The sequence below is a fragment of the Desulfocurvus thunnarius genome, assembly GCF_055390965.1.
In genome coordinates, this window is record NZ_AP042411.1 from 1,298,662 (window position 1) to 1,324,777 (window position 26,116).

23 protein-coding genes, 1 pseudogene and 1 riboswitch are annotated in these 26,116 nt (G+C 62.1%); of the genes and pseudogenes, 18 read left to right on the forward strand and 6 right to left on the reverse strand.

Going from position 1 to position 26,116, the window contains the following annotated elements; translation table 11 throughout:
* Position 1: 1 nt before the first annotated feature.
* Entirely contained in the window at positions 2 to 1,399 is a 1,398-nt protein-coding gene (locus tag ACZ5KV_RS05610) for an amino acid ABC transporter permease (protein WP_464241364.1), read from the forward strand.
* 18 nt (positions 1,400 to 1,417) lie between these two features.
* Complete coding sequence (locus ACZ5KV_RS05615; protein WP_464241365.1) at positions 1,418 to 2,203, forward strand: amino acid ABC transporter ATP-binding protein; 786 nt, start codon at positions 1,418 to 1,420, stop codon at positions 2,201 to 2,203.
* 72 nt (positions 2,204 to 2,275) lie between these two features.
* Here the strand turns inward: ACZ5KV_RS05615 and ACZ5KV_RS05620 are convergent, their stop codons facing one another.
* Complete coding sequence (locus tag ACZ5KV_RS05620) at positions 2,276 to 3,160, reverse strand: DMT family transporter (protein ID WP_464241366.1); 885 nt, start codon at positions 3,158 to 3,160, stop codon at positions 2,276 to 2,278.
* Positions 3,161 to 3,243: 83 nt separating this feature from the next.
* Between ACZ5KV_RS05620 and ACZ5KV_RS05625 the strand changes: the two genes are divergently transcribed.
* Positions 3,244 to 4,350 (forward strand): alanine dehydrogenase, encoded by a 1,107-nt coding sequence (locus tag ACZ5KV_RS05625; protein WP_464241367.1) that lies wholly within the window; start codon positions 3,244 to 3,246, stop codon positions 4,348 to 4,350.
* Positions 4,351 to 4,464: 114 nt separating this feature from the next.
* On the opposite strand, the gene ACZ5KV_RS05630 is transcribed toward ACZ5KV_RS05625, so the two are convergent.
* A complete protein-coding gene (locus ACZ5KV_RS05630) occupies positions 4,465 to 5,463 on the reverse strand; it encodes a LysR substrate-binding domain-containing protein (protein WP_464241368.1) in 999 nt (332 codons plus the stop codon).
* Between the two features lie 121 nt (positions 5,464 to 5,584).
* On the opposite strand from ACZ5KV_RS05630, the gene ACZ5KV_RS05635 reads away from it, so the two are divergent.
* From ACZ5KV_RS05635 to ACZ5KV_RS05655, 5 genes are all read left to right on the forward strand, one after another.
* The gene (locus ACZ5KV_RS05635; protein WP_464241369.1) at positions 5,585 to 6,982 is read left to right on the forward strand and encodes a D-serine ammonia-lyase; all 1,398 of its coding nucleotides are present in this window, start codon (positions 5,585 to 5,587) and stop codon (positions 6,980 to 6,982) included.
* A gap of 55 nt (positions 6,983 to 7,037) precedes the next feature.
* A complete protein-coding gene (locus ACZ5KV_RS05640) occupies positions 7,038 to 8,108 on the forward strand; it encodes a TRAP transporter substrate-binding protein (RefSeq protein ID WP_464241370.1) in 1,071 nt (356 codons plus the stop codon).
* Positions 8,109 to 8,177: 69 nt separating this feature from the next.
* On the forward strand, positions 8,178 to 8,708 hold the full coding sequence (locus ACZ5KV_RS05645; RefSeq protein ID WP_464241371.1) for a TRAP transporter small permease: 531 nt from the start codon (positions 8,178 to 8,180) through the stop codon (positions 8,706 to 8,708).
* The gene (locus tag ACZ5KV_RS05650) at positions 8,705 to 10,039 is read left to right on the forward strand and encodes a TRAP transporter large permease (RefSeq protein WP_464241372.1); all 1,335 of its coding nucleotides are present in this window, start codon (positions 8,705 to 8,707) and stop codon (positions 10,037 to 10,039) included. Before ACZ5KV_RS05645 ends, ACZ5KV_RS05650 begins: the two co-directional genes overlap by 4 nt.
* Before the next feature lie 19 nt (positions 10,040 to 10,058).
* Complete coding sequence (locus tag ACZ5KV_RS05655; protein ID WP_464241373.1) at positions 10,059 to 11,669, forward strand: N-acyl-D-amino-acid deacylase family protein; 1,611 nt, start codon at positions 10,059 to 10,061, stop codon at positions 11,667 to 11,669.
* Positions 11,670 to 11,794: 125 nt separating this feature from the next.
* Here the strand turns inward: ACZ5KV_RS05655 and cysC are convergent, their stop codons facing one another.
* The 3 genes from cysC to ACZ5KV_RS05670 all read right to left on the reverse strand — a co-directional run bounded on the left by cysC (position 11,795) and on the right by ACZ5KV_RS05670 (position 14,963).
* Positions 11,795 to 12,409 carry an adenylyl-sulfate kinase gene (cysC, locus tag ACZ5KV_RS05660; protein ID WP_464241374.1) on the reverse strand — a complete coding sequence of 205 codons (615 nt, stop codon included), beginning with the start codon at positions 12,407 to 12,409 and terminating at the stop codon, positions 11,795 to 11,797.
* Positions 12,410 to 12,647: 238 nt separating this feature from the next.
* Positions 12,648 to 12,884, reverse strand: a complete 237-nt coding sequence (locus ACZ5KV_RS05665) for a hypothetical protein (RefSeq protein ID WP_464241375.1) — start codon at positions 12,882 to 12,884, stop codon at positions 12,648 to 12,650.
* 15 nt (positions 12,885 to 12,899) lie between these two features.
* Positions 12,900 to 14,963 carry a ribonucleoside triphosphate reductase gene (locus tag ACZ5KV_RS05670; RefSeq protein ID WP_464241376.1) on the reverse strand — a complete coding sequence of 688 codons (2,064 nt, stop codon included), beginning with the start codon at positions 14,961 to 14,963 and terminating at the stop codon, positions 12,900 to 12,902.
* Positions 14,964 to 15,105: 142 nt separating this feature from the next.
* A riboswitch (cobalamin riboswitch) is annotated at positions 15,106 to 15,286 on the reverse strand.
* Positions 15,287 to 15,524: 238 nt separating this feature from the next.
* Here ACZ5KV_RS05670 and ACZ5KV_RS05675 point away from each other — a divergent pair.
* Entirely contained in the window at positions 15,525 to 16,775 is a 1,251-nt protein-coding gene (locus tag ACZ5KV_RS05675) for an ATP-binding protein (protein WP_464241377.1), read from the forward strand.
* 239 nt (positions 16,776 to 17,014) lie between these two features.
* On the opposite strand, the gene ACZ5KV_RS05680 is transcribed toward ACZ5KV_RS05675, so the two are convergent.
* Complete coding sequence (locus ACZ5KV_RS05680) at positions 17,015 to 17,929, reverse strand: hypothetical protein (protein ID WP_464241378.1); 915 nt, start codon at positions 17,927 to 17,929, stop codon at positions 17,015 to 17,017.
* Positions 17,930 to 18,139: 210 nt separating this feature from the next.
* Between ACZ5KV_RS05680 and ACZ5KV_RS05685 the strand changes: the two genes are divergently transcribed.
* The 9 genes and pseudogenes from ACZ5KV_RS05685 to ACZ5KV_RS05725 all read left to right on the forward strand — a co-directional run bounded on the left by ACZ5KV_RS05685 (position 18,140) and on the right by ACZ5KV_RS05725 (position 26,114).
* Positions 18,140 to 18,340 carry a helix-turn-helix transcriptional regulator gene (locus ACZ5KV_RS05685; protein WP_464241379.1) on the forward strand — a complete coding sequence of 67 codons (201 nt, stop codon included), beginning with the start codon at positions 18,140 to 18,142 and terminating at the stop codon, positions 18,338 to 18,340.
* Between the two features lie 193 nt (positions 18,341 to 18,533).
* Positions 18,534 to 18,896, forward strand: a complete 363-nt coding sequence (locus ACZ5KV_RS05690) for a hypothetical protein (protein WP_464241380.1) — start codon at positions 18,534 to 18,536, stop codon at positions 18,894 to 18,896.
* Positions 18,893 to 19,615, forward strand: coding sequence for a hypothetical protein (locus tag ACZ5KV_RS05695; RefSeq protein WP_464241381.1), 723 nt, complete (start codon positions 18,893 to 18,895; stop codon positions 19,613 to 19,615). Before ACZ5KV_RS05690 ends, ACZ5KV_RS05695 begins: the two co-directional genes overlap by 4 nt.
* 2 nt (positions 19,616 to 19,617) lie before the next feature.
* Positions 19,618 to 22,275 (forward strand): MobF family relaxase, encoded by a 2,658-nt coding sequence (gene mobF, locus ACZ5KV_RS05700; protein ID WP_464241382.1) that lies wholly within the window; start codon positions 19,618 to 19,620, stop codon positions 22,273 to 22,275.
* 135 nt (positions 22,276 to 22,410) lie between these two features.
* On the forward strand, positions 22,411 to 22,854 hold the full coding sequence (locus ACZ5KV_RS05705; RefSeq protein ID WP_464241383.1) for a hypothetical protein: 444 nt from the start codon (positions 22,411 to 22,413) through the stop codon (positions 22,852 to 22,854).
* Between the two features lie 234 nt (positions 22,855 to 23,088).
* Positions 23,089 to 24,323, forward strand: a pseudogene (locus tag ACZ5KV_RS05710) (ISL3 family transposase).
* A gap of 290 nt (positions 24,324 to 24,613) precedes the next feature.
* Entirely contained in the window at positions 24,614 to 24,937 is a 324-nt protein-coding gene (locus ACZ5KV_RS05715) for a hypothetical protein (protein WP_464241384.1), read from the forward strand.
* On the forward strand, positions 24,937 to 25,275 hold the full coding sequence (locus ACZ5KV_RS05720; RefSeq protein ID WP_464241385.1) for a helix-turn-helix domain-containing protein: 339 nt from the start codon (positions 24,937 to 24,939) through the stop codon (positions 25,273 to 25,275). The genes ACZ5KV_RS05715 and ACZ5KV_RS05720 overlap by 1 nt, the downstream gene beginning before the upstream one ends.
* Positions 25,275 to 26,114 carry an ImmA/IrrE family metallo-endopeptidase gene (locus ACZ5KV_RS05725; RefSeq protein ID WP_464241386.1) on the forward strand — a complete coding sequence of 280 codons (840 nt, stop codon included), beginning with the start codon at positions 25,275 to 25,277 and terminating at the stop codon, positions 26,112 to 26,114. The genes ACZ5KV_RS05720 and ACZ5KV_RS05725 overlap by 1 nt, the downstream gene beginning before the upstream one ends.
* Positions 26,115 to 26,116 lie beyond the last annotated feature (2 nt).

The following is a 26,116-nucleotide window of genomic DNA, read 5'->3' on the forward strand; positions in this document are numbered from 1 at the left end:
GATGTACGTCAGGACCGAGCGCCATCCGCAGTTGCCGCCGCCGCCCTCGGAGCTGGGCGCCCTGGGCTGGCTGCGCCGCAACCTGTTCTCCTCGTGGGGCAACGCGCTGCTGACCGTGGCCAGCGTGGCCCTGCTCTGCTGGGCGGTGCCCCCGGTGCTGCGCTGGGCCGTGCTCGACGCCACCTGGGCGGGCGACACGCGCGACGCCTGCCTGGACGGCGCCGGGGCATGCTGGGTGTTCATCAAGGTCCGCCTGGGCATGCTGGCCTACGGCTTCTACCCCCAGCCCGAGCGCTGGCGCATCGATTTCTTCTTCCTGCTGCTGGCGGCCGGAGGCGGCCCGCTGGTGCTGGGTTCGCTGCTGCCCCGGCGCGGCCCGGGGCGGACCCTGGCCACCCGGGGGCTGGCCGGGGCCGGGGCCGGGCTGTCCTTCCTGCTCTACGGCCTCCTGCCCGGGCTGCTGGCCGGAGCGTACCTGGGCCTGCCCAGCCTGCTGGCCCGGCTGCGCGCCCCGGCCGCGCCGGGCGCGGCGGCCAAACTGGGGCTGGCCCTGCTGGCGGGCGCCGCCGCCCACGCCCTGGCGCCCGGCGGCGTGGCCCTGGCCGCGGGCTGGACCGCGGGCTCCCTCGCGGCCCTGGTGCTGCTGGTGCCCCGGGCCGACGAGCAGGGCTGGCGGCTGGCCCTGCTGGTCACGGCCCTGCCCGCCCTGGGGGCCGTGCTTTTCCTGGGCGACGGCACCTGGCTGCCCGAGGTGGAGACCGACCGCTGGGGCGGCATGTTCCTGACCCTGGTCATCGCCCTGGTGGGCATCGCCACCAGCCTGCCGGTAGGCATCCTGCTGGCCCTGGGGCGGCGCAGCGCCATGCCCGTCATCCGCGCCCTGTCCATCTGCTACATCGAGCTGATCCGAGGCGTGCCGCTCATTTCCGTGCTGTTCATGGCCTCGGTGATGCTGCCCCTGACCCTGCCCGACGGCATGCATGTGGACAAGCTCCTGCGCGCGCTGGTCGGCGTGTCGCTGTTCTACGCGGCCTACATGGCCGAGGTGGTGCGCGGCGGGCTCCAGGCCATCGGGCGCGGGCAGTACGAGGCGGCCCAGTCCCTGGGCCTGTCCTACCCCAAGGCCATGGCGCTGATCATCATGCCCCAGGCCCTGCGGCTGGTCATCCCCGGCATCACCAACACCTTCCTGGGCCTGATGAAGGACACGACCCTGGTGGCCGTCATCAACCTCATGGACCTGCTGGGCGTCATCAAGAGCGCCCTGGCCGACTCGCAGTGGCTGGGCTTCACCAAGGAGGCCTACCTCTTCGCGGCCCTGGCCTTCTGGGTGCTGTGCTTCGGGCTGTCGCGCTTCGCCCTGCACCTGGAGCGCCGCCTGCGCTACGAGAAACACTAGATTCCAAGGACCACGCCAATGCCCGACCAGCCCCGCGACGACACCCCGGCCATCCGCATCCGCCACCTGCACAAGTGGTACGGCGCCTTCCACGTGCTGCGCGACGTGAACCTGACCGTGGCGCGCGGCGAGAAGGTCGTCATCTGCGGCCCGTCGGGCTCGGGCAAATCGACCCTCATCCGCTGCATCAACCGCCTGGAGGAACACCAGAAGGGCTCCATCGCCGTGGACGGTATCGAGCTGACCGACAACCTGAAGCGCATCGACCGCGTCCGCCGCGAGGTGGGCATGCTGTTCCAGGATTTCAACCTCTTCCCGCACCTGACCGTGCTGGAAAACTGCATCCTGGCCCCGGTGTGGGTGCGGCGCATCCCCGAAAAGGACGCCGTGCGGACGGCCATGCACTACCTGGAGCGCGTGCGCATTCCCGATCAGGCCGACAAGTACCCGGGGCAGCTTTCCGGCGGCCAGCAGCAGCGTGTGGCCATCGCCCGCTGCCTGTGCATGAACCCCCGGGTCATGCTTTTCGACGAGCCCACCAGCGCCCTGGACCCGGAGATGATCAAGGAGGTGCTGGACGTGATGGTGGACCTGGCCCAGACGGGCATGACCATGGTCTGCGTGACCCACGAAATGGGCTTCGCGCGCACGGTGGCCGACCGGGTGGTGTTCATGGACGGCGGGGAGATCATCGAGGAAAACGAGCCCGAAGCCTTTTTCGCCGCCCCGCAAAGCGCGCGGGCCCGGGAGTTCCTGGGCCAGATCCTGTCCCACGGGCAGCAGGCGGCCGGGGCCGACGCCTAGCGCGCGGCGAAGGCCTTTCGGCTCACGGGCCCGCGCGGGGCGCGGGTTGCGGGCCGCCTTGACAGGACGGGGTCAGCGCTGCATGAGCAGCGCCGTGCCCACGACGGCGAGCACCGCGCCCAAGATGGCCCCGCCCGTGGGCCTGCGGCCCGTGCCGATCCAGATCACGGGCAGGATGAGGATGGGCGAAGTGGCCGAAAGAATGGCCACCACCCCGGCCGGGCCGTTGCCCAGGGCGTGCAGCAGCAGGGTCATGCCCAGCGCCATGCCCACCAGGGCGGAGAGAGCCACTCGGCCCAGAAGCGGGGCCGTCAGGGGCACCGGGCTGCGGCTGCGCCCGCCCGAAACCAGCCACAGCCCCAGGGCGGCCACGCCGCAGCGCATGGCCGAGGCGGCCACGGGGTCGATCCCCGCATCGAGCACGGGTTTGATGATGATGCTGCCCACGGCCTGGCACGAGGCCGAGCACAGGCCGAAGAGCACGCCGACGATGAGCGGGCCGCGCACCTGCTCCCACTCGTGCTGCCGCCCGGCCGCGTGGCCGAAGTAGACGGCCAGCACCACGCCGGCCATGGTCAGGGCACTGCCCGCCAGCACCTGCCAGCAGACCTGCTCGCCCAGGAAGATCACCCCGAGCAGGGCCGTGATGGGCGCATTGGCCGTGAAGAGGATGCCCGAGCGCCGGGGCCCCAGGCGGCGCACGGCGGAGAACAGGGCCGTGTCGCCGACGAAGATGCCGATGAAGGCCGACAGGGCAACCACGGCCCCGTGGGCCCAGGAGATGGTGGCGAAGCCGCCCGAGGCCAGGGCCATGACCCCGAGCATGGCGAAGGCCATGGAGATGCGCAGGCGGTTGAAGGTCATGGCCCCCAGGGCCCGCGCCGGGCCCACGGAAATGACCCCGCCCAGGGACCAGCAGGCCGCCGCCCCGAGGGCGGAAAGCTCGGCGACGAACATGGAACGACGCTCCGGAATACGGTGTTCGGGCGCGCCAAATTAAAGCCTAACCGGTTCGGAATCAATACGAAAAGAGGAACGCAATGCAGATCGGAATTCCCCGCGAGATCAAGGCCCAGGAAGGGCGCGTGGCCTTTTTGCCCCGGCACGTGGCCGCGCTGGTCCGGGCGGGCCATGAGGTGGTGGTGGAAACCGGGGCGGGGCTGCTTTCCGCCGCCGACGACCAAGCCTACCGCGACGCGGGCGCGACCATCGCCCCCGACGGCGCCGCCGTCTACGCTCAGGCCGCCCTGGTGGCCAAGGTCAAGGAAATCCTGGAGCCCGAGTTCGCCCTGCTGCGGCCCGGGCACATCATCTTCACCAACATCCACGCCGCCCTGAACCGCCCGCAGCTCGACCGCATGCTCGAAGCGGGCCTGACGGCGTTCTCCGCCGAGAACACCCACCGCCACGGCTCGCCCAACTGCGCCCTGGCCGGAGAAGTCGGCGCCCTGGAGGCCGTGCGCCTGACCCTGTCGCCCGCCGGGGGCACCGGGCGGCACTTCATGGCCCACTTCGGCGAGCCCGCGGCCAAGGCCGTGGTCCTCGGCCTGGGCCACGTGGGCCGGGGCGCCCTGCGCACCCTGCTCGGCCTGGGCGTGCGCACCGTGGGGCTCGACATCGACGCCGGAGCGCGCAAGGCCGCAGCCATGGACCATTACAACGCTCCGCTCACGGTGGGCGACGTATCCGAACTGGCCGACCATCTGGCCGACGCGGACATGATCATCAACTGCGTGCTGTGGCCCAAGCACCGCAGCGACCATCTGCTGACCCGCGAGATGATCCGCACCCTGCGCCCCGGCGCGGTCATCGTGGACATCTCGTGCGACACGGCGGGCGCAGTGGAAACCAGCCGGGCGACCTCCTGGGCCGACCCGGTCTACGTGGAGGAGAACATCCGCCATTTCTGCGTGGACAACATTCCCGGCTCGGTGCCCGTGACGGCCTCGGCGGGCTACGGGCAGGCCATCCTGCCCCACGTGCTGTCCATCGCGGACAAGGGCGTGGCCGGAGCCGTGGCCGCCGACCCCTGGCTGGCGCGCGGGCTGACCTGCGCGGGCGGCGAGCTGATCCTGGAGGAGGCCGCGCGCTACCAGCACCGGCCCTTCACCCCCGTGGCCCAGTGGCTGGAGCGCCAGGGCGCCTGAATCCGGCCAGCCGCCCGGCACCCGCCCGGGCGGTCGCATGCATCAAGGCCCCCCGCCGGACGCTCCGGCGGGGGGCCTTGTGTCTGGCGCCTCGGGCGGCCATGGCGCCGCGTCTCAGTCCTCAAGGCAATAGTGGCCTTCCAGGCGCCGGGGGGCGGCGGGGAGCAGGGCCGGGAGGTCGGGCAGGGCTTCGCCGTCCGGCCCGATACCGGCCTGCTCGGCCAGCCAGTCGCGGAAGGCCGCGATGCGCGGGGTGGTCGCGTCCTGCGGGCGGGTGACGACGTAGTAGCACGACGCCGTGGGCACGCGCAGGGGGAAGGGCTGCACCAGCTCGCCCTGGTAGAGGGCGTCGCGGATGAGCAGGCCCCGGCCCATGGCGATGCCCATGCCGCGCAGGGCCGCCCGCACGGCCAGCTCCCAGCGGTCGAAGCTGCAACAGCGCTCGAAGGGCAGGCCGTGCAGGCCCGCCGCCTCGGCCCACATCTGCCACTCGGAATACGGCTGGGCGCTGGGAATGGGCGCGTTGTCGTGCAGGAAGGTGCAGTCCGCCAGCTTGCGCGCGTCGCCCCACAGCCCGTGGCGGTCGGCATAGGCCGGGGAGCAGACCGGGGTCATGGACTCCTCCAGCAGCAGGGTGGCGTGCAGCCCGGGATAGCTGCCCGGGCCGTAGTAGATGGCCAGGTCCACGTCCTCACACTCGAAGTCCACCAGATCGTTGCGGCAATGCAGGTGCACGTTGATGCCCGGGTAACGCCGCCGGAACAGGGGCAGCCGGTCCAGCAGCCAGACCCCGGCGAAGGACGGCGGGCAGGTCACGCGCAGTTCGCCGTTGAGCCCCTGGTTGCCGATGATGCGCAACTGGGCCGCCACTTCGCCCAGGGCTCTGTCCAGCACGCCGAAAAGCGCCTCGCCCTGGGGCGTGAAGCCGATGCGCCGCGTGAAGCGGTGGAACAGCGGGAAGCCCAGGGTCTCCTCCAGGCCCCGGATGCGGTGGCTCACGGCCCCCGGCGTCAGGCACAGTTCCGCCGCCGCACGGGTGAAGCTCATGTGCCGCCCAACCAGCAGGAAGGTATGCAGCGCGCCCAGGGCCTGGGCCACAATCTGCTTGTCCATAGTTTAATCTCCCTCAACCATACACGAAAAATCATCGTTTGTTTCCTTGGCCGTACTCTGGATAGTGTAACTTGGCAACCTGGGAAACCCAGGCAACCAACGACAACGATCCAAGGTGGTTATGAGCGAAGAAATGCATCAGGAACGCCCCGGGGCCGCCCCGGGGTCCGGGCCGGTTCCGGCCCTGCCGGAGTTGCTGCGGCGCTGGCCCGTGCTGGCCGACGTGGCGGCGACCCGTGAATTGTTTTGGGTCAACCCCCAGGCCTGGCCCGCCAGCCGGGCCCTGCCCACAGTGCCCCTGGGCCCCGCCGACGTGGACGACGCCGCCCGGCGCCTGGAGCGCTTCCGGCCCTATCTGGCCCAGGTTTTCCCCGAAACCGCGCCCCAGGGCGGGCGCATCGAGTCGGCCCTGCGCGCGGCGCCCGCGTTGCAGCAGGCCCTGGCCCGGGCCGCCGGGCGGCCCTTCCCCGGGCGGCTGCTGGTCAAGCTGGACAGCCACCTGCCCATCTCCGGGTCCATCAAGGCCCGGGGCGGCATCTACGAAATCCTCAAGCTCGCCGAGACCGTGGCCCTGGACCGGGGCCTGCTGCGCCCCGGCGACGACTACACCGTGCTGGCCTCCCCGGCCGCGCGCGAACTGTTCGCGGCCTATTCCGTGGCCGTGGGCTCCACGGGCAACCTCGGTCTGAGCATCGGCATCATCAGCGCCGCCCTGGGCTTCCGGGTCACGGTGCACATGTCCGCCGACGCCAAGGCCTGGAAAAAGACGCTGCTGCGCTCCAAGGGCGTGCGGGTGGTGGAGCACGCCTCGGACTACAGCCTGGCCGTGGCCGAGGGCCGCAGGCAGGCCCAGGACGACCCGTTCTGCCATTTCGTGGACGACGAAAACTCCCGCGACCTGTTCCTGGGCTACGCCGTGGCCGGGCAACGGCTGAAGGCCCAGTTCGAGGAACAAGGGCTGGTCGTGGACAGGGATCACCCGCTGTGCGTCTACCTGCCCTGCGGGGTGGGCGGCGGCCCCGGCGGCGTGACCCTGGGCCTCAAGCTGGCCTTCGGCGACGCCGTGCGCTGCTTCTTCGCCGAGCCCACCAGCGCTCCGTCCATGCTCGTCGGCCTGTGCACCGGGATGCACGAGGCCATCAGCGTGCGCGACCTGGGCCTGGACGGGCGAACAGAGGCCGACGGGTTGGCCGTGAGCCGTCCTTCCGGCTTCGTGGGCCGGGCACTGGAGCACTGCATCGACGGCGTGTTCACCGTGCGCGACCAGACCCTGTTCCGCCTGCTGGCCCTGGCGGCGCAAACCGAGGGCTTGCGCCTGGAGCCCTCCGGCCTGGCCGGATTCCCGGGAGCCTGCCGGGTGGCCATGGCCCAGGCCGCCGGCCCCGAGGGCGCACTGCCCACGACCACCCACCTGGTCTGGGCCACGGGCGGGGGCATGGTGCCCCCCGAAACATGGGCTGCCTACGAGGCCCGGGCCGCCGCCATCGGCGCTGGCCCCGACGCGCCGCCATTGTTCTAGGCCCCGAGTCCGTCACCTTTCAGCCACGAGCAACCCTTCCTGCGGAGGAACAGCCATGCGAACCAAGTCCCTGCTGACGACCCTGGTCATTCCCCTGGTCATGGCCCTGGCCCTGGCGGCGCCCGCCGCCGCCGCCCAGGCCGAGTACAAATGGACCTTCAGCCAGCCCTGGGTCCGGCCCCTGGCCAACCAAGCCTACCAGTTCTTCATCGACAAGACCAAGGAGTACACCGACGGCCGCGTGGAGATCGAACTCTTCGTGGACGGCCTGCTGGGCAACCACGACGAGACCTTCCACGGCGTGCAGGACGGCAGCATCACCATCGGCACCTTCTCGCCCTACGTGAGCCTCATCCCCGGCGGCGTGCTCAACTGGATGCCCTGGACCATCGCCTCCTGGGAGGAAGCCGAGCTGGCCTTCGCCCCTGAAACCGGCGTGCTCTCCGAGGTCATCGAGAAGGCCTACAACGAAGTGGGCATGCACACCCTCTTCCACGTCTCCCAGGGCGCCTACGGCATCGGCAACACCATGCGCCCCATCCGCACCACCGCCGACTTCAAGAACCTGAAGATCCGCGTGTCCAGCTCCCTGGGTCTGGTGCGCGCCCTGGAGAACATGGGCAAGGGCACGGGCATGACCCTGACCACCCTGCCCTGGTCCGAAATCTACAACGCCCTGTCGCGCGGCGTGGTGGACGGCTGCTGGACCATGTGGCCCTCCCTGGTGGACGAGCGGCACTACGAGGTCATGAAGTACTACTCCGACCTCAACTTCTGCTGGGACAACCAGAACGTGGCCATCAACAAGGAAGCCTGGGACGCGCTGCCCGACGACCTCAAGGCCGGGGTCACCCGCGCCGCCGCCGAGGCCCAGCACTACGCCAACGAGCTGCACCGCAAGGCCGAGGCCGACTACATCCGCCAGCTCGAGCAGCAGCCCGGGTTCACCGTCGTCCGCCTGACCGACGCCGAGCGCGACGCCCTGCGCGAGGCTTCGGACGTGGCGCCCATCTGGAAGGAGCTGTGCGAGCCGTGGCTCGAAAAGCACTACCCCGGCCAGAACATGAGCGCCAAGCTCCAGCAGGCCCTGGCCGACATCCGCGAAAAGGCCCGCGCCGCCAAGTAGCCCCTGGCCGCGCACGCAAGCGGGGGGCCGCCCGGCCCCCCGCATCGCCCCCCGACCTCCGGAGGCCGCATGAAACGACTCTACCTGTCCTGCATCCGGGCCATCGCCCTGCTGGAAAACGCCCTGTGCTACACGGGGCTGATCCTGTGCTCGCTCATGGCCTTCGCCCAGGTCGTCAACCGCTATTTCCTGCATTTCGAGGTCATGTGGATCGGCGACCTGACCCTGTACATCTTCGTGCCGACCATGATCCTGTCCATCAGCCTGACCACCCGCGCCGGGGCGCACACCTCGGTGGACGTGTTCATGGATCTGGCCTTCGCCGGGCGGCCCCGGGCGCGCCGCGTCTACGCCGTGGCGGTGGACGCCATGACCCTGGGCATCCTGGCCTACATGCTGCCCATGGGCTTCAAGATCTTCAGCCACGCCATGAAGTACCCGGAATACGGCACCCTGGTGCGCTGGTTCAACACGAGCTGGATCCGCCAGACGGTCTTTCTCATGTTCGTGCTCTGCGCCATCCACACCGTGCACCGCATCGGCACGGGCATCGCCGCCCTGCGCAAGGCCGAGCCCACCGCCAAGGAGGTGACCCCATGACCGCCGGAGTCCTTTTCGCCGTGGGCGCCTTCCTGGTCGGCCTGGTGCTCGCCGTGCCCCTGGGCTGGCTGTTCCTGGCCAGCACGGGCCTGGGCCTGGGCACGTCGGGCATGCCCAACACCTTCGTCATCGGCACGTTCTACCACTCGCTGAACAGCTACACCCTCATGGCCATCGGCTTCTTCGTCTTCGCCGGGAGCCTCATCTCCGAGGGCGGGCTGGCCGACCGCATCGTGGGCTTCTCGCATCTGCTGGTGGGCAGGGTCAAAGGCGGCATGGCCCTGGTGGGCATCATCGCCACCTTGTTCATGAGCGCGCTCACGGGCTCGTCCGTGCCGTGCATCTCGGCCCTGGTGCCGCTGCTGGTGCCGCGCCTGGAGCGCTACGGCTACCGCCGGGAATACACCACCGCCGTGCTGTGCAGCGCGAGCTTCCTGGGCTACCTCATCCCGCCCAGCGTGCCCGCGCTGATCTACTGTCTGGTGGCCCAGCAGTCCGTGGCGGCGGTGTTCCTGTCCACGGTCATCCCCGGCCTGCTCCTGGCCCTGGGCTACGCCGTCCTCAACTATTTCATCTGCCACCGCTATATCGACATCGCCAAGGCCGAGCTGTCCGAGCCGGAAATGACCCTGATCCAGCGCCTGGGGCGCCTGCGCGGGGCGACCATGGGCGCCCTGCCCGCCCTGGGCTGCCCGGTGGTCATCCTGGTCGGCATCTACGGCGGCATCTGCACGCCCAACGAGGCCGGGGCCGTGGCCGTGGTCTACTGCGTGCTGGTGGGCTTCTTCGTCTACCGCGAGCTGACCCTGCCCGGCCTGGGCCGCTCCATCGCGGGTTCGCTCATTTCCATCGGCGTCATCGCGTTACTCATCGCCTCGGGCACGGTGCTCGGGCGCTACCTGGTGCGCGCGGGCGTGGCCCAGCACCTGGCCGAACTGATGCTCGGCACCTTCGACTCGCGGTTCATGATCCTGCTGTCCATGAACGCCTTTTTGCTGCTCATGGGCATGTTCGTGGAGGCCATTCCCATCCTGATCCTCAGCGTGCCGCTGGTGCTGCCGCTGATGACCGATCTGGGCGTGAACCTCGTGCAGCTCGGGGCCATCTGCATCGTCAACGTGGGCCTGGGCGTGATCACCCCGCCCTTCGCCATGTCCATCTTCGTGGGCACGCGGCTCTCGGGCAGCAGCTACCAGGAAGTCCTGCCCATCATGCTGCGCTTCCTGCTCTGGGTGGGCATTCCCGTGCTGCTGCTGACCACGTACATCCCGGCCCTGTCCTGCTGGCTGCCGAGCCTGGTGCTCGGGCCGCAGGCCGTCGGCGCCTGGTAACATCGAGAAGGAGCGCATCATGCAAGCCGACCTGCTCATCACCAACGCGCGCATCGTCAACGGCCTGGGCACGCCCTGGTTCCGGGGCGCGGTGGCCGCCCGGGGCGGGCGCATCGTGGCCATGGGCGCCGAAGCCGCGACCCTGTCGGCCGCCGAGGTCGTGGACGCCCAGGACCGCTATCTGGCTCCGGGCTTCATCGACATGCACACCCACTCGGACTTCGACCTGCTGCGCAGCCCCGACGCCACGGGCAAGCTGCGCCAGGGCGTGACGACCCAGGCCATCGGCCACTGCGGCTACAGCGCCGCCCCGGTCTGCGACGAAAACCTCGCCCTGCTGGACGCCTACACCGGCTTCCTCAAGGCCGGGGTCCAGCCGCCGTGGACCTGGCGCAGCTTCGCCCAGTGGCTCGCGCACCTGGAGGCCCTGCCCCTGGGCACCAACGTGGTCAGCTTCGTGGGCCACGGCACGCTGCGCATCGCGGTCATGGGCTTTTCGGACCAGCCCGCCAGCCCCGCGCAGCTTGCGGCCATGCGCGAGCTGGCCGCCCGGTGCATGGCCGAGGGCGCCGTGGGCATGACCAGCGGGCTGATCTACGCCCCGGGCATCTATGCGAGCGCCGACGAACTGGTGGAGGTGGCCCGGGGGCTGGCGCCCCTGGGCGGGCTGTACGAAAGCCACATGCGCAACGAGTCCGACGACGTGGTGGCCAGCGTGGCCGAACTCATCGAGGTCGGGCGGCGCGCGGGCATCGCGGCCCAGATTTCGCACCACAAGGCCTGCGGCATGCAGAACTACGGGCGGGTGGTCGAGACGCTGGCCCTGGTCGATCAGGCCCGGGCCCAGGGCCAGGACGTGACCCTGAACTTCTACCCCTACGACGCGGCCAGCACCACCCTGCGGGCCCTCCTGCCCGCCTGGGTCCAGGAGGGCGGCATCGAGGCCCTGGCCGCCCGGCTGGCCGACCCCGCCGTGCGCGAGCGCCTGCGGGCCGAGATCGAGGACGGCCCCGGCGGCTGGGACAACTACTACCGCAACAGCGGCGGGGCCAAGGGCGTCATCCTGCTCTTTTTCCCCAAGACCCCGCAGTACGAGGGGCGGACCCTGGCCGAAGCCGCGGCGGACATGGGCCGCCACCCCCTGGAGGCGGCCTTCGACCTCATCATCCGCAACCGGGGCGAGGACAACTGCGCCTACAAGATGATCAGCGAGGCGGACATGGAGCGCATCATGCGCCACCCGGCCGCCATCGTGGCCTCGGACTCCATCCCCTGCGCCCCGGGAGGCAAGTCGCATCCCCGGCTCTCGGGCACCTTCCCGCGCGTGCTCGACCGCTACGTGCGCCAGCGCAAGGTGCTGTCCCTGGAAGAAGCCGTGCGCAAGATGAGCGCCCTGCCCGCCCAGCGCATGGGCCTGTACGACCGGGGCGTCATCGCCCCCGGTCTGGCGGCGGACCTGGTGCTCCTGGACATGGAGCGCCTGCGCGACAACGCGACCTTCGCCGACCCGGCCGCGGCCCCCGAAGGCATCGACCTGGTCGTGGTCGGCGGAGCCGTGTGCATGCGCGACGGCCAACCCACGGACGCGCGCCCGGGCCGGGTACTGCGCCCGCGCCGCGCCGGAGGCTGAGGCCCCCTGCCCCCCGGAGCGGAACCCCCTCCCGCACGGGGGGCAGGGCATACGGCCAGACGCGAAAGGCCCGGGAGCGATCCCGGGCCTTTCGACGTTTCCCGACGGCCGTGCCGCCTCGCGGCCTACTCGGCCCGGGCGTAGCCCAGGCGGGCCAACATGCTGCGCCACTGGAGGTCGTCCTGCTCGCAGGCCTCCAGTTCGCGGCAATGGCCCTGGGCGGCGATGAGGCCGTTGTCTTCCAGGTACGCAAGGATGCTGCACGCGCTGGTGGTCACGTCCTCACGGTCGGTGTGGCAGACGATCTCCGCGTCGACAGGCGCCTCGTAGGGGTCGGAAATGCCCGTGAAGTTGCTGATCTGCCCGGCGCGGGCCCGGGCGTAGAGGCCCTTCACGTCGCGGCGCTCGGTGACCTCCAGCGGGCAGTCCACAAACACCTCGACGTACTTTTCCAGCAGCGTGCGGTTCTGCTTCCGGGCTTCGGCATAGGGCGCGATGGCCGCCACGATGCTGATGACGCCGTGGCGGTTGAGCAGGTGCGACACGAAGCCGATGCGCCGCACGTTCACGTCGCGGTCATGGCGCGAAAAGCCCAGCTCGGAGCTGAAGTTGGTGCGGATGATGTCGCCGTCCAGCAGTTCGGCGGCCAGCCCCCGGCGGCGCAAATCCAGGAAAACGGCCCGCGACAGGGTGGTTTTTCCCGCTCCGGAGAGCCCGGTGAACCAAAGGGTGAAACTCATGGGGCTGATTTTCTCCCATTCGGGGTTGGGTTTCAAGGCCAAAAGCAGCGCCAGGAAACTACAAAGCCCTGCAAAAAATGGCAAGCCCCGCCCGGTCTTCATTCAAGGGAAACACGCCGCGAACGGCCCACGGCGCCTGGGGCATGCCGGAAACAAATTCCCGGCCCGGCCCAAAAGGCGCCCGCACGGATGCGGGCGCCTTTGCCGTCAACAGGCCCGGCCGAAGCGGAGCGGAGCCTCAGGGCTCTTCGTCCTCCTCACCCTTGCCGACCATTTCGGCGATCTGGGTCAGCACCTTGCCCCGGTTCTGGGCCACGCGCTTCCACTTGCGCTTTTCCTTCTTCAGGGCCGCCACGGTGTGCAACAGGTCCTGGATGGTCCGCAGGGACGGGTCGCGCAGGCCGGTCCCGCCCCGGCGGATGAGTTCATCCACATGCTGCTGGATGGCGGCAAGCTGGTTGGCGTCCAGGATCATGCGCCGCGGCTCCGGCTAGGCGCCGACGCAGAAGCTGGCCTGCGAGTAAGTCTGCCGGTCCTTGTACTCCTCCTGCTTGCCCTTGTTCCAGCGGCCCACGGGGCGGTAGTAGCCCACCACGCGGGTGTAGACCTCCGTGGCCCGGTTGCAGGTCGGGCAATGGAAGTGCTCGCCGTACAGGTAGCCGTGGTCCCGGCACACCGAAAAGGTCGGCGTCACGGAGACGTAAGGCAGCTTGGTCAGGCTCATGGCCTTGAGCAGGAAGTTCTTCACGCTGGTTTCGTCCGGCGCGGCCTCGCCCAGGAAGGTGTGAAAGACCGTGCCGCCGTTGTAGAGCGTCTGGAGCTGGTCCTGGTGTTCCAGGGCGAAGATCACGTCGCCCGTGGCGCCGGGGGGCAGCAGGGTCGAGTTGGTGTAATAGGGCACCTCGGTGCCGGAGGTCCGGATGTCCGCGTAGAGTTCCTTGTCGATCTTGGCCAGCCGGTAGCAGGTGCCCTCGCCCGGGGTGGCCTCCAGGTTGTAGAGGTGTCCGGTTTCCTCCTGGAAGCGGACCACCAGCCCGCGCAGGTGGTTGAGCACCCGGCGCATCAGGCGCAGGCCCGAGGGCTCGTCGATGCCCTTGCCCAGCAGGTTCAGGCAGGCCTCGTGGCCGCCGATGAGCCCGATGGTCGAAAAATGGCCCTTGAAGCCGTTTTTCAGGTAGCGCCGGGTGAAAGGGAACATGCCCGCCGCCAGATTGGCCTCGACCATCTTGCGCTTGAATTCCAGGGATTCCTTGGCCAGTTCGGCGTACTCCTCCACCAGATCGAGGAAATCCTCCTCGTTGTGCGCCAGATAGGCCAGCTTGGGCAGGTTCAGGGTGACCACGCCCACCGAGCCCGTGAGGTCGCCCGAGCCGAACAGGCCGCCGGTCTTCTTGCGCACCTCGCGCAGGTCCATCTGCAACCGGCAGCACATGGAGCGCACGTCCTCGGGGTTCAGGTCGGAGTTGATGAAGTTCTGGAAATAGGGCGCGCCGTACTTGGCGGTCATGCGCAGGAGCAGGCCGCCGACCTCGCTGTCCCAGGGGAAGTCCTTGGTCACGTTGTAGGTCGGGATGGGGAAGGAGAAGATGCGCCCGTCGGCGTCGCCCTCGAGCATGACTTCCAGGAACGCCTTGTTAATCATCGCCATTTCGGCGGCGTATTCGCCGTAGGTCGAGTCCTGATGCGCACCGCCGATGATGATCGGCTCCTTGGCGATGTGCGAGGGCGGCACCACGTCGAAGGTGAAGTTGGTGAACGGGCTCTGCCCGCCCCAGCGCGAGGTGGCGTTCAGGTTGTGCAGCAGCTTCTGGATCTGCTGCTTGACGTCGGCATAGCTCAGGCCGTCGTGGCGGATGAAGGGCGCGAGGTAGGTGTCCACGTTGTTGAAGGCCTGGGCCCCGGCCCATTCGTTCTGCAACGTGCCCAGGAAATTGACCATCTGCCCGCACACGGCGTCGAAATGCCGCGCGGGCTTGGAGGAGCAGCGGTCCTCCAGGTTGAAGCCCTCCAGAAGCAGGTCGCGCAGGCTCCAGCCCGAGCAGTATCCGGCCAGGCCGAAGGACAGGTCGTGGATGTGAAAGTAGCCGTGGTTGTGCGCCGAGCGCACCTCTTCGGGGTATTTTTCCAGCACGTAGCGCGCCTGGACCGCCCCGGCCATGTGCAGGATCAGGCCCTGGAAGGAGTGGACCATGTTGGAGTTTTCGCTGACGCGCCAGTCGAGGTTGTCGAGGTAGCCCTCGGTGACGCCGACGATGTCCAGAAAGGCCTGGCCCTGGCTGCGCAGCTCGCGGCGCTTCTCGCGGTAAAGGATGTAGCGCTCGGCGACCTTGTACAGCCGGGCCTCCATGAGCACCTGCTGGACCATGTCCTGCACGTGCTCCTGCTCGGGGGCGTCCACGTCCGCGAGCTTGGCCTCGACCTTGCGCGCCAGGCGCTCGGCCAGGAGGGGGTCCTTGATGGCGCTGCTTTTGAGAGCCTTGAAGATGGCGTCGCCGATCCGCTTGGTGGACCAGGTTTCGACGCGGCCGTCCCGCTTGATGATCTGCGAAGGCATGGAATTCTCGCCGCGCGCCGCCGGTTGCGGAAGGGGGCACGCGAGGTCGCCGGTTGCGGCCGGGGGCGGCGGAACCGCCCCGGCCCGGCGCCGTTTGGGCTGGGTTGTTCGGCATTCCCGGTGCGGAGTCCGCGCTCCGAGCGGGAAGTATCGGCTTCAGGCAGGTCTTCTGGCTCTCCCCTTCCCCCTGCCGCCTTCCCGCGTCACGCAGTGGCACTTGGCAGAGGTCGCTTCGCGGCGGGGATCACAGCGGCGGGACCGCTCCGGCTTCGCACCGGATTCCCTGTTCGGGCCTTGCGGCCACCTGAAGGACATCAGACGGAGGCAGCATAGGAGAGAACCGGGGGGATGGCAAGGCGGGAGGAGGCAACCGCTCCTGAACGGCCTGCGCAGGCTGGAAAGACAAGGGAAAGATGACGGAGAAGGCCGCCTGGAAATCACCCCGCCAGGGGCGGCCGTGTCAGGGGAATACTCTCTCGGTCAGACCATCCGCTCCTGCCCGCGCAGCGCTCGGCGTGGGCGTGCTTGTAAAATCATCCACCCCGTGGTACATTTTACGCCATGAACAAGCGCACCATATATTCCCGGCTGCTGGAGGCTTTATCCGATACTCCCGTGGTTTTCCTGCGCGGAGCCCGGCAGACCGGCAAGACCACGCTGGTGAAGCAACTGGCGGAAGCCTCCGGCGAGGGTGAAATCAGCCGCCAGTACGTCAGTCTTGACTCCGCGACCGCATTGGCCGGAGCCCTGGACGATCCGGGCGGGTTTCTACAGGGGCTGAAAAAGCCCGCGATCATCGATGAGGCGCAGCGCGCTTCCGCCCTGATGCTGGCCATCAAGGAAGACGTGGACCGCGAGCGCCACGCCGGGCGGTATCTTCTGACCGGCTCGGCCAACATCCTGGCCTTGCCGGGAATCGCCGACTCGCTGGCGGGGCGCATGGAAGTGTTGACCCTGTATCCGCTCTCGCAGGGGGAAATAGCGGGCGTGCACGGGGATTTTATCCATGCGCTGTTCCAGAAGGATTTCCCGCCAAAGGACGCGGGCACGGCTTCGGTGACGAAGGACGCGCTTCTGGAAGCCCTCGCCGTGGGCGGCTATCCGGAAGTCCTCTCCCGGGCCAACCCGAGGCGCCGCGCCGCCTGGTTCGATTCGTACATCACCACCCTGGTGGAGCGGGACATCCGCGACATCGCCAGCATCCAGGACATCAGCGGACTGATCCGCCTGCTGCGCATGCTCGGCGTTCGCTCGGGGACGCTCCACAACCAGGCCGAGCTCTCGCGCAGCGTGGGGATGCCCGCCAGCACCCTGGGCCGGTATCTGCCCTTGCTGGAGGCGCTGTTCCTCGTCTGGTTCCTGCCTGCCTGGTCGAGCAACCTGGGCAAGCGGCTGGTCAAGGCGCCCAAAATCCATGTCTACGATTCCGGCCTGGCCTGCCATCTGTGCGGCGCGGACGCGGAACGCCTGGCCGACGATCCCATGCTGGCCGGGCGCCTGCTGGAGTCCTTCGTGGCCGGCGAACTCCTCAAGCAGAGCAGTTGGACCGAGCATCCGGTGACGCTCCACCACTACCGCTCCCAAAGCGGCGTGGAGGTGGACGTTGTCCTGGAAGACAGGGCCGGGCGGGTGGCCGCCGTGGAGGTCAAACTCGCCGCCAGCGTGACCGCGCACGACATCAAAGGCCTGGCCTCCCTGCGCGACGCGCTGGGAGATCACTTCGTCCGGGGCGTGGTCATCTACACCGGCCAGGAAGTCATGCCCATGGGCGACAGGATATTTGCCGTGCCGGTGGGGCTGATGGGCGGATAGAACCCCATGAAATAGCACAACTCCAAAAAAGCCTTGGTGCCCAGGGCGGGACTTGAACCCGCACAGCCTTGCGGCCCAGGGATTTTAAGTCTCGAAAATCATTGAATTAATACAGCAAGTTACGAGAGTTTAGTCAACGACATGAGGGAGTTGAATCATCATGCGTTTTCAACTTTCTTTACCTATTTTCAACCCCAGTGGAGCAAATTTGGAGCAAAAAACATTCAGATTGAACCTACTCATTTCTCCTTTCTAGGCCTACCAGCTCCAGGCCTCCGGCCTCCCCAAACCATTTCTGCTTCCCTTTCGAGCCAGACTTCTGCCCAAACCAAGTGCTCAACATAGAATCTAAAATACAACTCGCAATCAGCATAAAACATTTCTCTACGTTGCGAAACGTCCTCCGCTTCATCATTTCTCAACGGCTCTTCTAAACCTTTTATAATTTCCCTTGCTGAACCTAGGTTAATATTCTTATCTAATAAATATTTTTTGACATGAGGGAAAATATCAATCACCGCACTTGGTTTTTCTTGCCAAGCCTCATCGACAGTACGAACAACTTGGTCACTTTCCCCACATCCTCCAACATTCACCTTAGTCCCAACAATAACTAACTTGAGCTTTTGGGCGTATCGATCCGACAGCACATCGCCGTACATAGAATGCGTCTTCTTTGTTCCGTAAAGCATCCTGTATCTTTGTTGATATTCCTTACCTGTACCTAAATCAAAATGTTCATGGCATAGCCTCCGAGAGCAATCGCCACGCCTTACAAATACAGCACGCCAGCAAAAACTACACACAGAAACATTTACAATATCTCTAATACTTTCCCATGTTTCATAGGAGTCGCTATCTTGCCGCCTGTATACTTGCCGCCTAAATCTCTGACCATTATTCCCGACAGTCGCCCGCCACAAGCTTCGCATCGTGTCCCAATACTTAAACAGCTCATTCTTCTTGCAATCTTCTTCGCTACCACGATGAAAGAAACGAGCAAGCTCCCGCAAATTAATCTCTAATTCATGCCAAGTATTATCTTTGGGAATCGCCATAAAATCTATGACGGCTGGCAAATACTGAGGAGAACGCGGGCCACTATTTAAGGTTTCTAGCCAATCAGGAAATCTACGCCTGAATTCATCGCACATTCCCCTAGCTACGCCTTTGGGTCCTCCAACCCGCCAAAGACTTACGAGGCTTTGCTTCTCACTCTCGGACAGGTGAAACGACTTCTGCTTATGATCTTCGCCCAATTCTTGCCCCATCCCAATTGATATCTTTTATCAAGAGACAAACGGCAGACCTACCTCCCCCTGATGGATGCATGCGAATGTGCACTCACCAGCAAGGAGGAACACATGCGAAAACGTTTGTACAACATCAACGAGTTAGCAGCAATTCTGGGGTTCACGGTCTCAGCGATCCACGGCCACCTCGCAAGAAAGAACTACGATGCCGTACCACCCCCTTTCCGCCTTGGCCGAAGGCTTGCCTGGTCCGTGGAGGCCATCGACCAGTGGCTTGAGGACAAGATCGAAGAAGCAAATGCCCAGAGGTGACCTGATGGGGAAGCCCCAAAGCCCTGCCCTTCGGGCAGGACTACACGTGTCTACACGTTCCGTATAGGCAACCAACCTCAAAGATTACACAAATTGCCCCGCCCAAGGGTCCAGCCACACGACTCGCCAAAGAGTAGGCCCGCGCCAGACAAGGCTTCCCGGCGAATCGTAACGAGTAGGAGGTCCTAACCACGTGCTGAGGAAACAAGTCTTCATCTCAAGCCAGCTCGCCAAAGAGATTGAAGTCCGCGCCCATGAAGAAGGACGCTCGGAGTCCTCCATATTACGGGCTGCCATAGCCCAGGCGTTTGCCCCAAGGGATATGAGCGTAGACATGCCCGCTGCGCTGCCATTTGCCGTCAACCACTTGCTTGAAAACGGAGAGCAGCAAGTCGCCCTGATGAAATTCATCCTGAAAAGCCTGCTCTTCACTCGGAACTACTCGGGCCGGGCGTTGGTCGAACTACTCCAGCCCGACAGCGCAGAAATTGAACTCGAAGAACTCAAGCAGGCAACCGAAGACACCTATCAACAAATTCTCAAGGAGCTAAAATGATGCATCATCCCAACATGCCCCGAATCCACTGCCTCATTGCGGCGCTTTCCCTGATCCTTGCACTCACTCTCACCCTGAGCCTCATGAGCGCACTCGGAGTTTCTGGCCGAGAGGCATACGAAGTCTTATCTGGCAAGCAAGTGCAAACGATCTACCTCAATTCCAGCGCCTTTCGCTCTTCCGCGGAGACGCCTAATGCGGCCTGGTTCGTCCTCGACCGACACTCTTTGAGCTCCATCTTGGACCACGACTACAAAACGTATGCCTCCGAGGCGTTCAGCCCCAGGGTCCCTGAAGCATACCCCTCCGATATCACATTGGAGGCCCAGATCATCCTTGTTAGCGGCGCAGTCTTCTTCCTGATCATTCTTCTCACCACTGCCTTTGCGCTCAGCAAATTCATTGGGCGAGAATACGCTTACCAGCTCTACGAGCAGGCACGTGCGAGCTTTGGCGACCCAGCGGCTCCCTACAAGGAGGAAATCCGCACCCTGAGGGACAGCCTGGCCGCATCGACCAACCAGGTGGCGAAACAAGAGCAGGAATTGAAAATCTACCGACAGGAACAAGGCCCCATCAAAACCGTGGTCAAGTACATGGCCAAGGAAGAACAACAGGTGCTCAGGCGGCTTGGGATTTCACCTGAAGAGTACTTTGCCAAGAAAGCCAGCACCAAGCCTATAGGGCCGTCCAGCACCCCCAAGAAGCCGAGTTTCTAGCCATGGGCATCGCACGGCTTAAGAACCTCGCTAAGGGCGGCATCAGCGATTACTACTCCCAGGGCAAGGATGATTACTACCAAAGCTCGGATTCTGATGTTCAGCTTCTAGGCACTGGCGTTGAGCAGCACGGGCTAAGCGAAGGCTTCACCGCTGAACGCTTCGAGGCCCTTAACGAAGGGGCAAACGGCCACCACAGGAAGGCCAAAGACCTCACCCTTTCCCCGCCTAAGTCGGTGTCCCTGCTCTATGCCCTGGGCGACACGGCTCAAAGCAGGGACGCCCTCGAAGCGCACCGCCAGGCCGTCCAGGACACCATAGACTACATCGAGCACTGCGGCATGGTCACAACCAGGATCAGGGACAGGGATTCAGTGAAGAGCGTCCCAGCGAGGGGCCTGGTTGTGGCCTGCTTCGAACACTCGACGAACAGGAATCAAGACCCAAATCTTCATAGCCACTGCCTGATTGCCAACGCGTGCACCGCAGAGGCAGCAGAGGGTATCACCAACCTCAACTACCACGCGATCTACCGCAATCAAAAGCACCTCGGCCAAGTGTACGACTCCGCCCTCATCAATGCCCTCACCCAACGCGGTTACACCGTCCGCGAAAAGGGGAAGTCCTTCGAGCTTGAAGGCATTGATGATGACCAAATCAAATCCTTCTCCTCCCGGAAGGCAGACATTGAGCAGACCCTCAAAGCCCAGGGCCTGACCTACGAGGCCGCATCCGATGACGAACGGCAAAAGGCCTGCTTCGCAACCCGCCGAAGAAAAGAAACCGTTAGCCAAGAGGCACTGCTCAGCGAGTGGCAAAACCGCTCCAAAGAAGTCGGCCTTGATTTTGAGGGGATCAAGGCCGACAAAGGCATTCAAGCACGAAAATCATTTGAGCCCCAAGACAAGGCACAATTCGTCAGGGAGTCCATTCAAGAAGCATCAGAACTCGATGGTATTTTCACTGCCAAATCAGTGTACGGCAGAGCCATCCGAAAGGCCCGCGGACAAGGGCAAGGCATTTCACCCAGAGAGGTGGAAAGGCTTTTCAAGGCAGAAGCCCCAAACGAACAAGTGATCTCCCTCCCAGACCAAACAGACTCCACCTGGCTCAACCACGAAATGACTACTATCGATCTTGTGGAGGCAGAGAGGGATTTCGTGAAGAGGCTCCAAGAAAACAGGGGCGCCCATGAACCGCCCTTGCCTGCTTCGGAAATTGAGCAAGGGTTGGCTGCCTACAACAAAAGCCTGGAAAATAGCCGAGGGTACACCCTCAAAGACGAGCAAGCAGATATGGTGCGACACATCCTCGGAAGCAAGGATCTCGTATCCATCGTGCAAGGAGATGCAGGCACGGGCAAAACCACAGCGCTAGACGCGGTAGCATCGATATACGGCAGGGACAGGATAATCGGCTTAGCGCTTCAAGCTGTGGCGGCCGCAAACCTTGAGAGCGAAACAGGCATTTCGAGCAGCAGTATCGACAAGTTCTTGAAGGACCACGAAAAATGTCCAAACAAAACAGCAAGAGCCATCCAAGACGGCCTCATCGTGATAGATGAAGCTGCGATGGTTGGTAGCCGCAAAATGAACCAGCTTAGCTCCATAGCCGAGGAACTTGGAGCAAAACTTTGCCTCGTCGGTGACACTAAGCAGCTTACAGCCGTTGGAGCAGGCGCACCGATGAGTCTTGCCATGCGCCATAATTTAGCAAATGTACAATATTTGAAAGAGATACGAAGGCAACGTGACTCAACACACTTGGAAGCCGTCAAGGCAATCGCATCAAACCAAGGGATTGAGAAGATTATTAACATTTTTCAGAGGCAAGGGACGGTCAAAGAATACAAAACGAAAGAAGAGCGGCATCAAGCAATAGCCAAAGAAGTTGTTGCAGATTGGAAAAGAGGAGTTTATCCGCTAGTTATAACATCGCTCAACAAAGATAAATCCAACTTGAACGCAACAATCCGGAGAGAGCTTATACACAATGGATTGATATACAGTCATAATGAAATTATATTACCGAAAGAGTGTAAAACTAAAAGCACAGCGACAATAGCCTTAACAATTGGCGATAACATAATTTTCACAAAAAACGATTACTCAATCGGCATTGAAAATGGAAACGTTGGAACAATCACAAAAATAAGCATTAAATCTAATCAAATAACTGTAAATTTACACAAAAACGGCCAGACTAAATACATAGATATAGGCAAGTATAAAAGCATAGAACATGCCTACGCGATAAGCTCATACAAGAGTCAGGGAAAGACCACACAGAAATGCATTTACAATGCTATTACAAAAAACCCTCTCCTTTCAATGAACGAGTTCTATGTAGGCTCCAGCCGCCACAAGGATGAACTGTCTATATACACTGACAGTATATACAACCTAATTGAGAAAACTGCTAGTCATTCAAACGCGTGCTCAGCATTCGAACGCTTAAACGAGAAAGGAATCATTAATGCGAATCAAAACGTAAAAAGTGAGCTAACAAACATGCAAAGAATTGAATATTTGACGGATTTGCACATCAAGAGACTAAGACTCTCGAACAAATTGTTGGCCATTGCCAATAAACAGCAGAATGTAGAGCAACGAAACCTATTTCAACTGCATAAAACTAATAGCAAAACGATAACGCGCTAGCCCCCCCCTCCTCCCGATTTATTGAGTTCAAAAACTCGGAACTATCTCCGAAAAACCCCTTCCGGAAATGAATACCAAAACACAACTCGAAACCATCTAGTTGCTGAAATTAACGACTTAAGATAGGAAACCTATATGCTAAAAGCACAAGATGCACTCGACAATGCCTTTGAGGCCATCAACGACCTTGAATGTGGAGCCGGGAGATGGAAATCCTCCTGGATAACCGCTGTAACTGAACTGCGTAGTGTCGGCCACATCCTAGAAAAGGTCGACTCGAAAGTTAGCGCTGTCGCACGCAAAGTAATAAAAGAGCACTGGGATGAATGGCGAGAAAAAAAAGACGGTGGAACATGGTTTACCGAGTTTATTGATTCAACACGAAATACACTCCTCAAAGAAGGAGCAGGCTTGCCAACTGCGACATATATTTCTCATGGCGAATACGATGAGTATACACATTGGCAACTAACAATGGATGATGGCGCCGATGGCGTCCCCATCCTAAGAGAAGCCGCCGAGTGGCTTCAAGATGAGCTTGAAAGCATAGAAGAAGAGATTGAGGAAAGAAGCCCTTAACCCCCCAAGCTATCACACATCCCTACTTACTACCGGCAAATTCCTGAAATCTTCATTCCTGTTAAGATAAGCTCTGCATACTTTCAAAGACGCACACACAATATAGTTGCTTCCCACCCCCCTCTTTTTGGTTCATCGCAGAATTCCGGGAAGGGAAAGATGAGTTGAGACAACGGTAACCCTTCGGTATCTCGATGGTTACGAGGCCAACCGAGAGCGAAAAGGAGGTTACCGTTGTCCAAGGACGAGATTACCCGGCTTCTGGGCTGTTGGGAAGGGTACCGCATCGGGACGATTCAGCGCTTTGAGCGCGGGGAGAAAGGCGTTTCCGCCGAGGTCTGGATCGAACTGTTGCCGCGTCGGCGGCGACACATGCGATGCAGCGGATGCGGCAGGCCGGTAAGCAAGGTCCACGATTTCGTGGAGCGCTGGATTCGTGATTTGCCGATCCTGGACGCCCGGACATGGCTGTTGGTCTGGCGACGGCGTGTGAGGTGCCCCAAGTGCGGCCCCAAGCTGGAAGAGTTGCCCTGGCTTGGCCGCTTGCCAGGGCCACCCGGCGGCTGGCCGAGAGCGTGGGCAGACTGTGCCATGTGGCCTCCATCAAGCACGTGGCGGAGTTCTTCGACTTGGGCTGGTGGACCGTGAAGTCCCTCGACAAGCGCTACCTGGCCGAGACGCTGGGTCCGGTGGACCTCAGGGGCGTTGAGGCCATCGCCATGGACGAATTCGCCATCCAGAAAGGGCAACGCTACGCCACGGTTATCGTGGAGCCGAACACCAGGCGGGTGCTGTGGGTCGGTCGCGGGCGGGGCCGGGAGAGCATCAGGCCGTTCTTCGAGCTGTTGGGCAAGGTGGGCTGCGAGCGGCTGAGGGCCGTGGCCATGGACATGAACGGGGCCTACGAAGCCGAGGTGAAGGCCCGTTGCCCTAACGCCCGGATCGTCTACGACCTCTTCCACGTGGTGGCCAAATATGGCCGGGAGGTCGTGGATACGGTGCGGCGGGACGAGGCTAGGCGCGTGCCCGGGGACGATGCGGCGCGCAAGGTGATCAAGGGCTCGCGCTGGCTGCTCCTGAGGAACAAGGACAACATCAAGCGCCAGGAGGACCGCATCCGGCTCTCCGACCTGCTGGCGGCCAACCGCAACCTGATGGTGGTCTATGTGCTCAAGGAGGATCTGAAGCAGCTCTGGCGGTACCGCTACCCCAAGGCGGCGCTACGCTTCTGGCGGGGTTGGTATCGCCGGGCCATGCGCAGCGGCATCGAACCCCTGCGGCGCTTCGCCCGCCGCCTGCGCCCCTATCTGCAAGGCATCCTGTCCCACTGTCGCCACCGCCTGCACACCAGCCTGCTGGAGGGAATCAACAACAAGATCAAGGTCATCAAACGCATGGCCTACGGCTTTCGGGATGACGAATACTTCTTCCTCAAGATCAGGGCCGCGTTTCCCGGAATTCCGCGATGAACCTTTTTTTTGCACACGCAAACACGTTACACATCAAAGCCTATCTCCCCAACGGCTACAGCCCCCCAGCATACAGAACCAACCATTCAGGTCATGGTACAAGTTATCGCAACGACCTTGACAACGCTGGATCTCATTTATCTCTTTGCAAAACGACAGAACGTCACAACTCTCAGTGATTATTATTTTAATTCAATTTGAACCACGCAAAAAAAGAATCGCCACCCTATTGACAGAATATCTTACCTCAAGTAAGATTTTAATACATAAGCAAAACAAGGAGGGGGCGGATGACGGAAAAAACTATAGAATTACTGCTAGTTAAAGAAATCGCCAACGTCCAGAAACTTAACGGTATACCAAATCCGTCACTAAGCAGCGCAACCCTTCCTATTGGCGGATTGAGTCGCTTTGATAGCCTTACGGCAATAGAAGTTCTCATGTCACTTGAGGTCAAGATTGAAAAGAAATTAGGAAGAGAAGTGGACCTGGATGTCAGCCTATTCTTCACAGACAAAGGGAGAAAAGGACTCAAAAAAGGCATGACTCAATATTCTCTATCAATAAGCGCAATAGCAAAAAACATTTGCCATTCAATAAGGAGCACCGGATAATGCCGAAGCCTGAAGAGATAAAGAAAGAGATCGCCGAAAGACTCAAGCTTGCCAGGGAGTTTTCCGGCTTGTCTCAGGCACAGGCTGCACAAATCGTTGGGCTCAAGAGGCCTGCCATTACAGAAATTGAAGCAGGAAGAAGAAATGTCACAAGCCCTGAACTTAAAATATTCTCTGATATTTATGATGTTGACGTCAATTGGATACTCAAAGGTGAAGACCATGCCAACGCCCTTACATCAAATAAGATGCAACTTGCAGCACGCGAATTAAGCAAGATGGACGAATCAGATATCAACAAGCTCTTTAATCTCTTATCATCAATGAAAAAGAAATAATGTTCACCCAAGATCAACTTCGCATAGCTGCGAGCAAAGCGTTAAAGATACGCGCAAGAGCTGGTATAGAGCTCGACCAATCCTTTTGCGTGGTCGACCTTGCATCTTCCCTTGATCTTGAAGTTAAGTATGTCGACATGAAATCAATGGAAGGAGCACTTTTAAAAGATTCTAAAGTTATATTATTGTCGGCACACAGACCAGATGGAAGGACTCGTTTTACTTGTGCCCATGAGATTGCCCATTATGTATTCAATCATGGTGACCACTTTGACGAATTAGTCGAGAACATTAATAAACGCACGTCGAGAACTGAAGAAGCTCTTGCCGATACTTTTGCGCATTATTTACTGATGCCTGAAACAACTGTGCGCTCTGGTTTTATCCAACGCGGCTACAGCGACACTAAACCTAACCCAATTGAAATTTATGAAATTGCAAATTGGCTTGGTGTTGGATATACAACATTACTAAACCAGATGGCTTACAATTTTAGAATGTTAGATGGTAGCAAATTACAACGTTTAAAAAAAATATCTCCGGCTTCTATTAAAAGTGAAATTGCAGGGCAAAAAATAACAACCGAATTAATTGTATACAACAGTCAATGGAAGAAAAGACCTTTAGATTTGTCCGTTGGCGACTATATTTATTCAGTAGGCAACACTATTCAAGATTGTTCAATTCTAACCTCAACAAATAATCGTTCGTTATTTCAAGCCGTAGCGCCCGGGACCCACGCAATCAACACGCAAAGCGATGGCAACCAAGTCATTATAAGAATAAAGAGAGCTAAGTATACCGGCAGAGCTAAGTACAGATATTTAAGCGAGGTCTGATC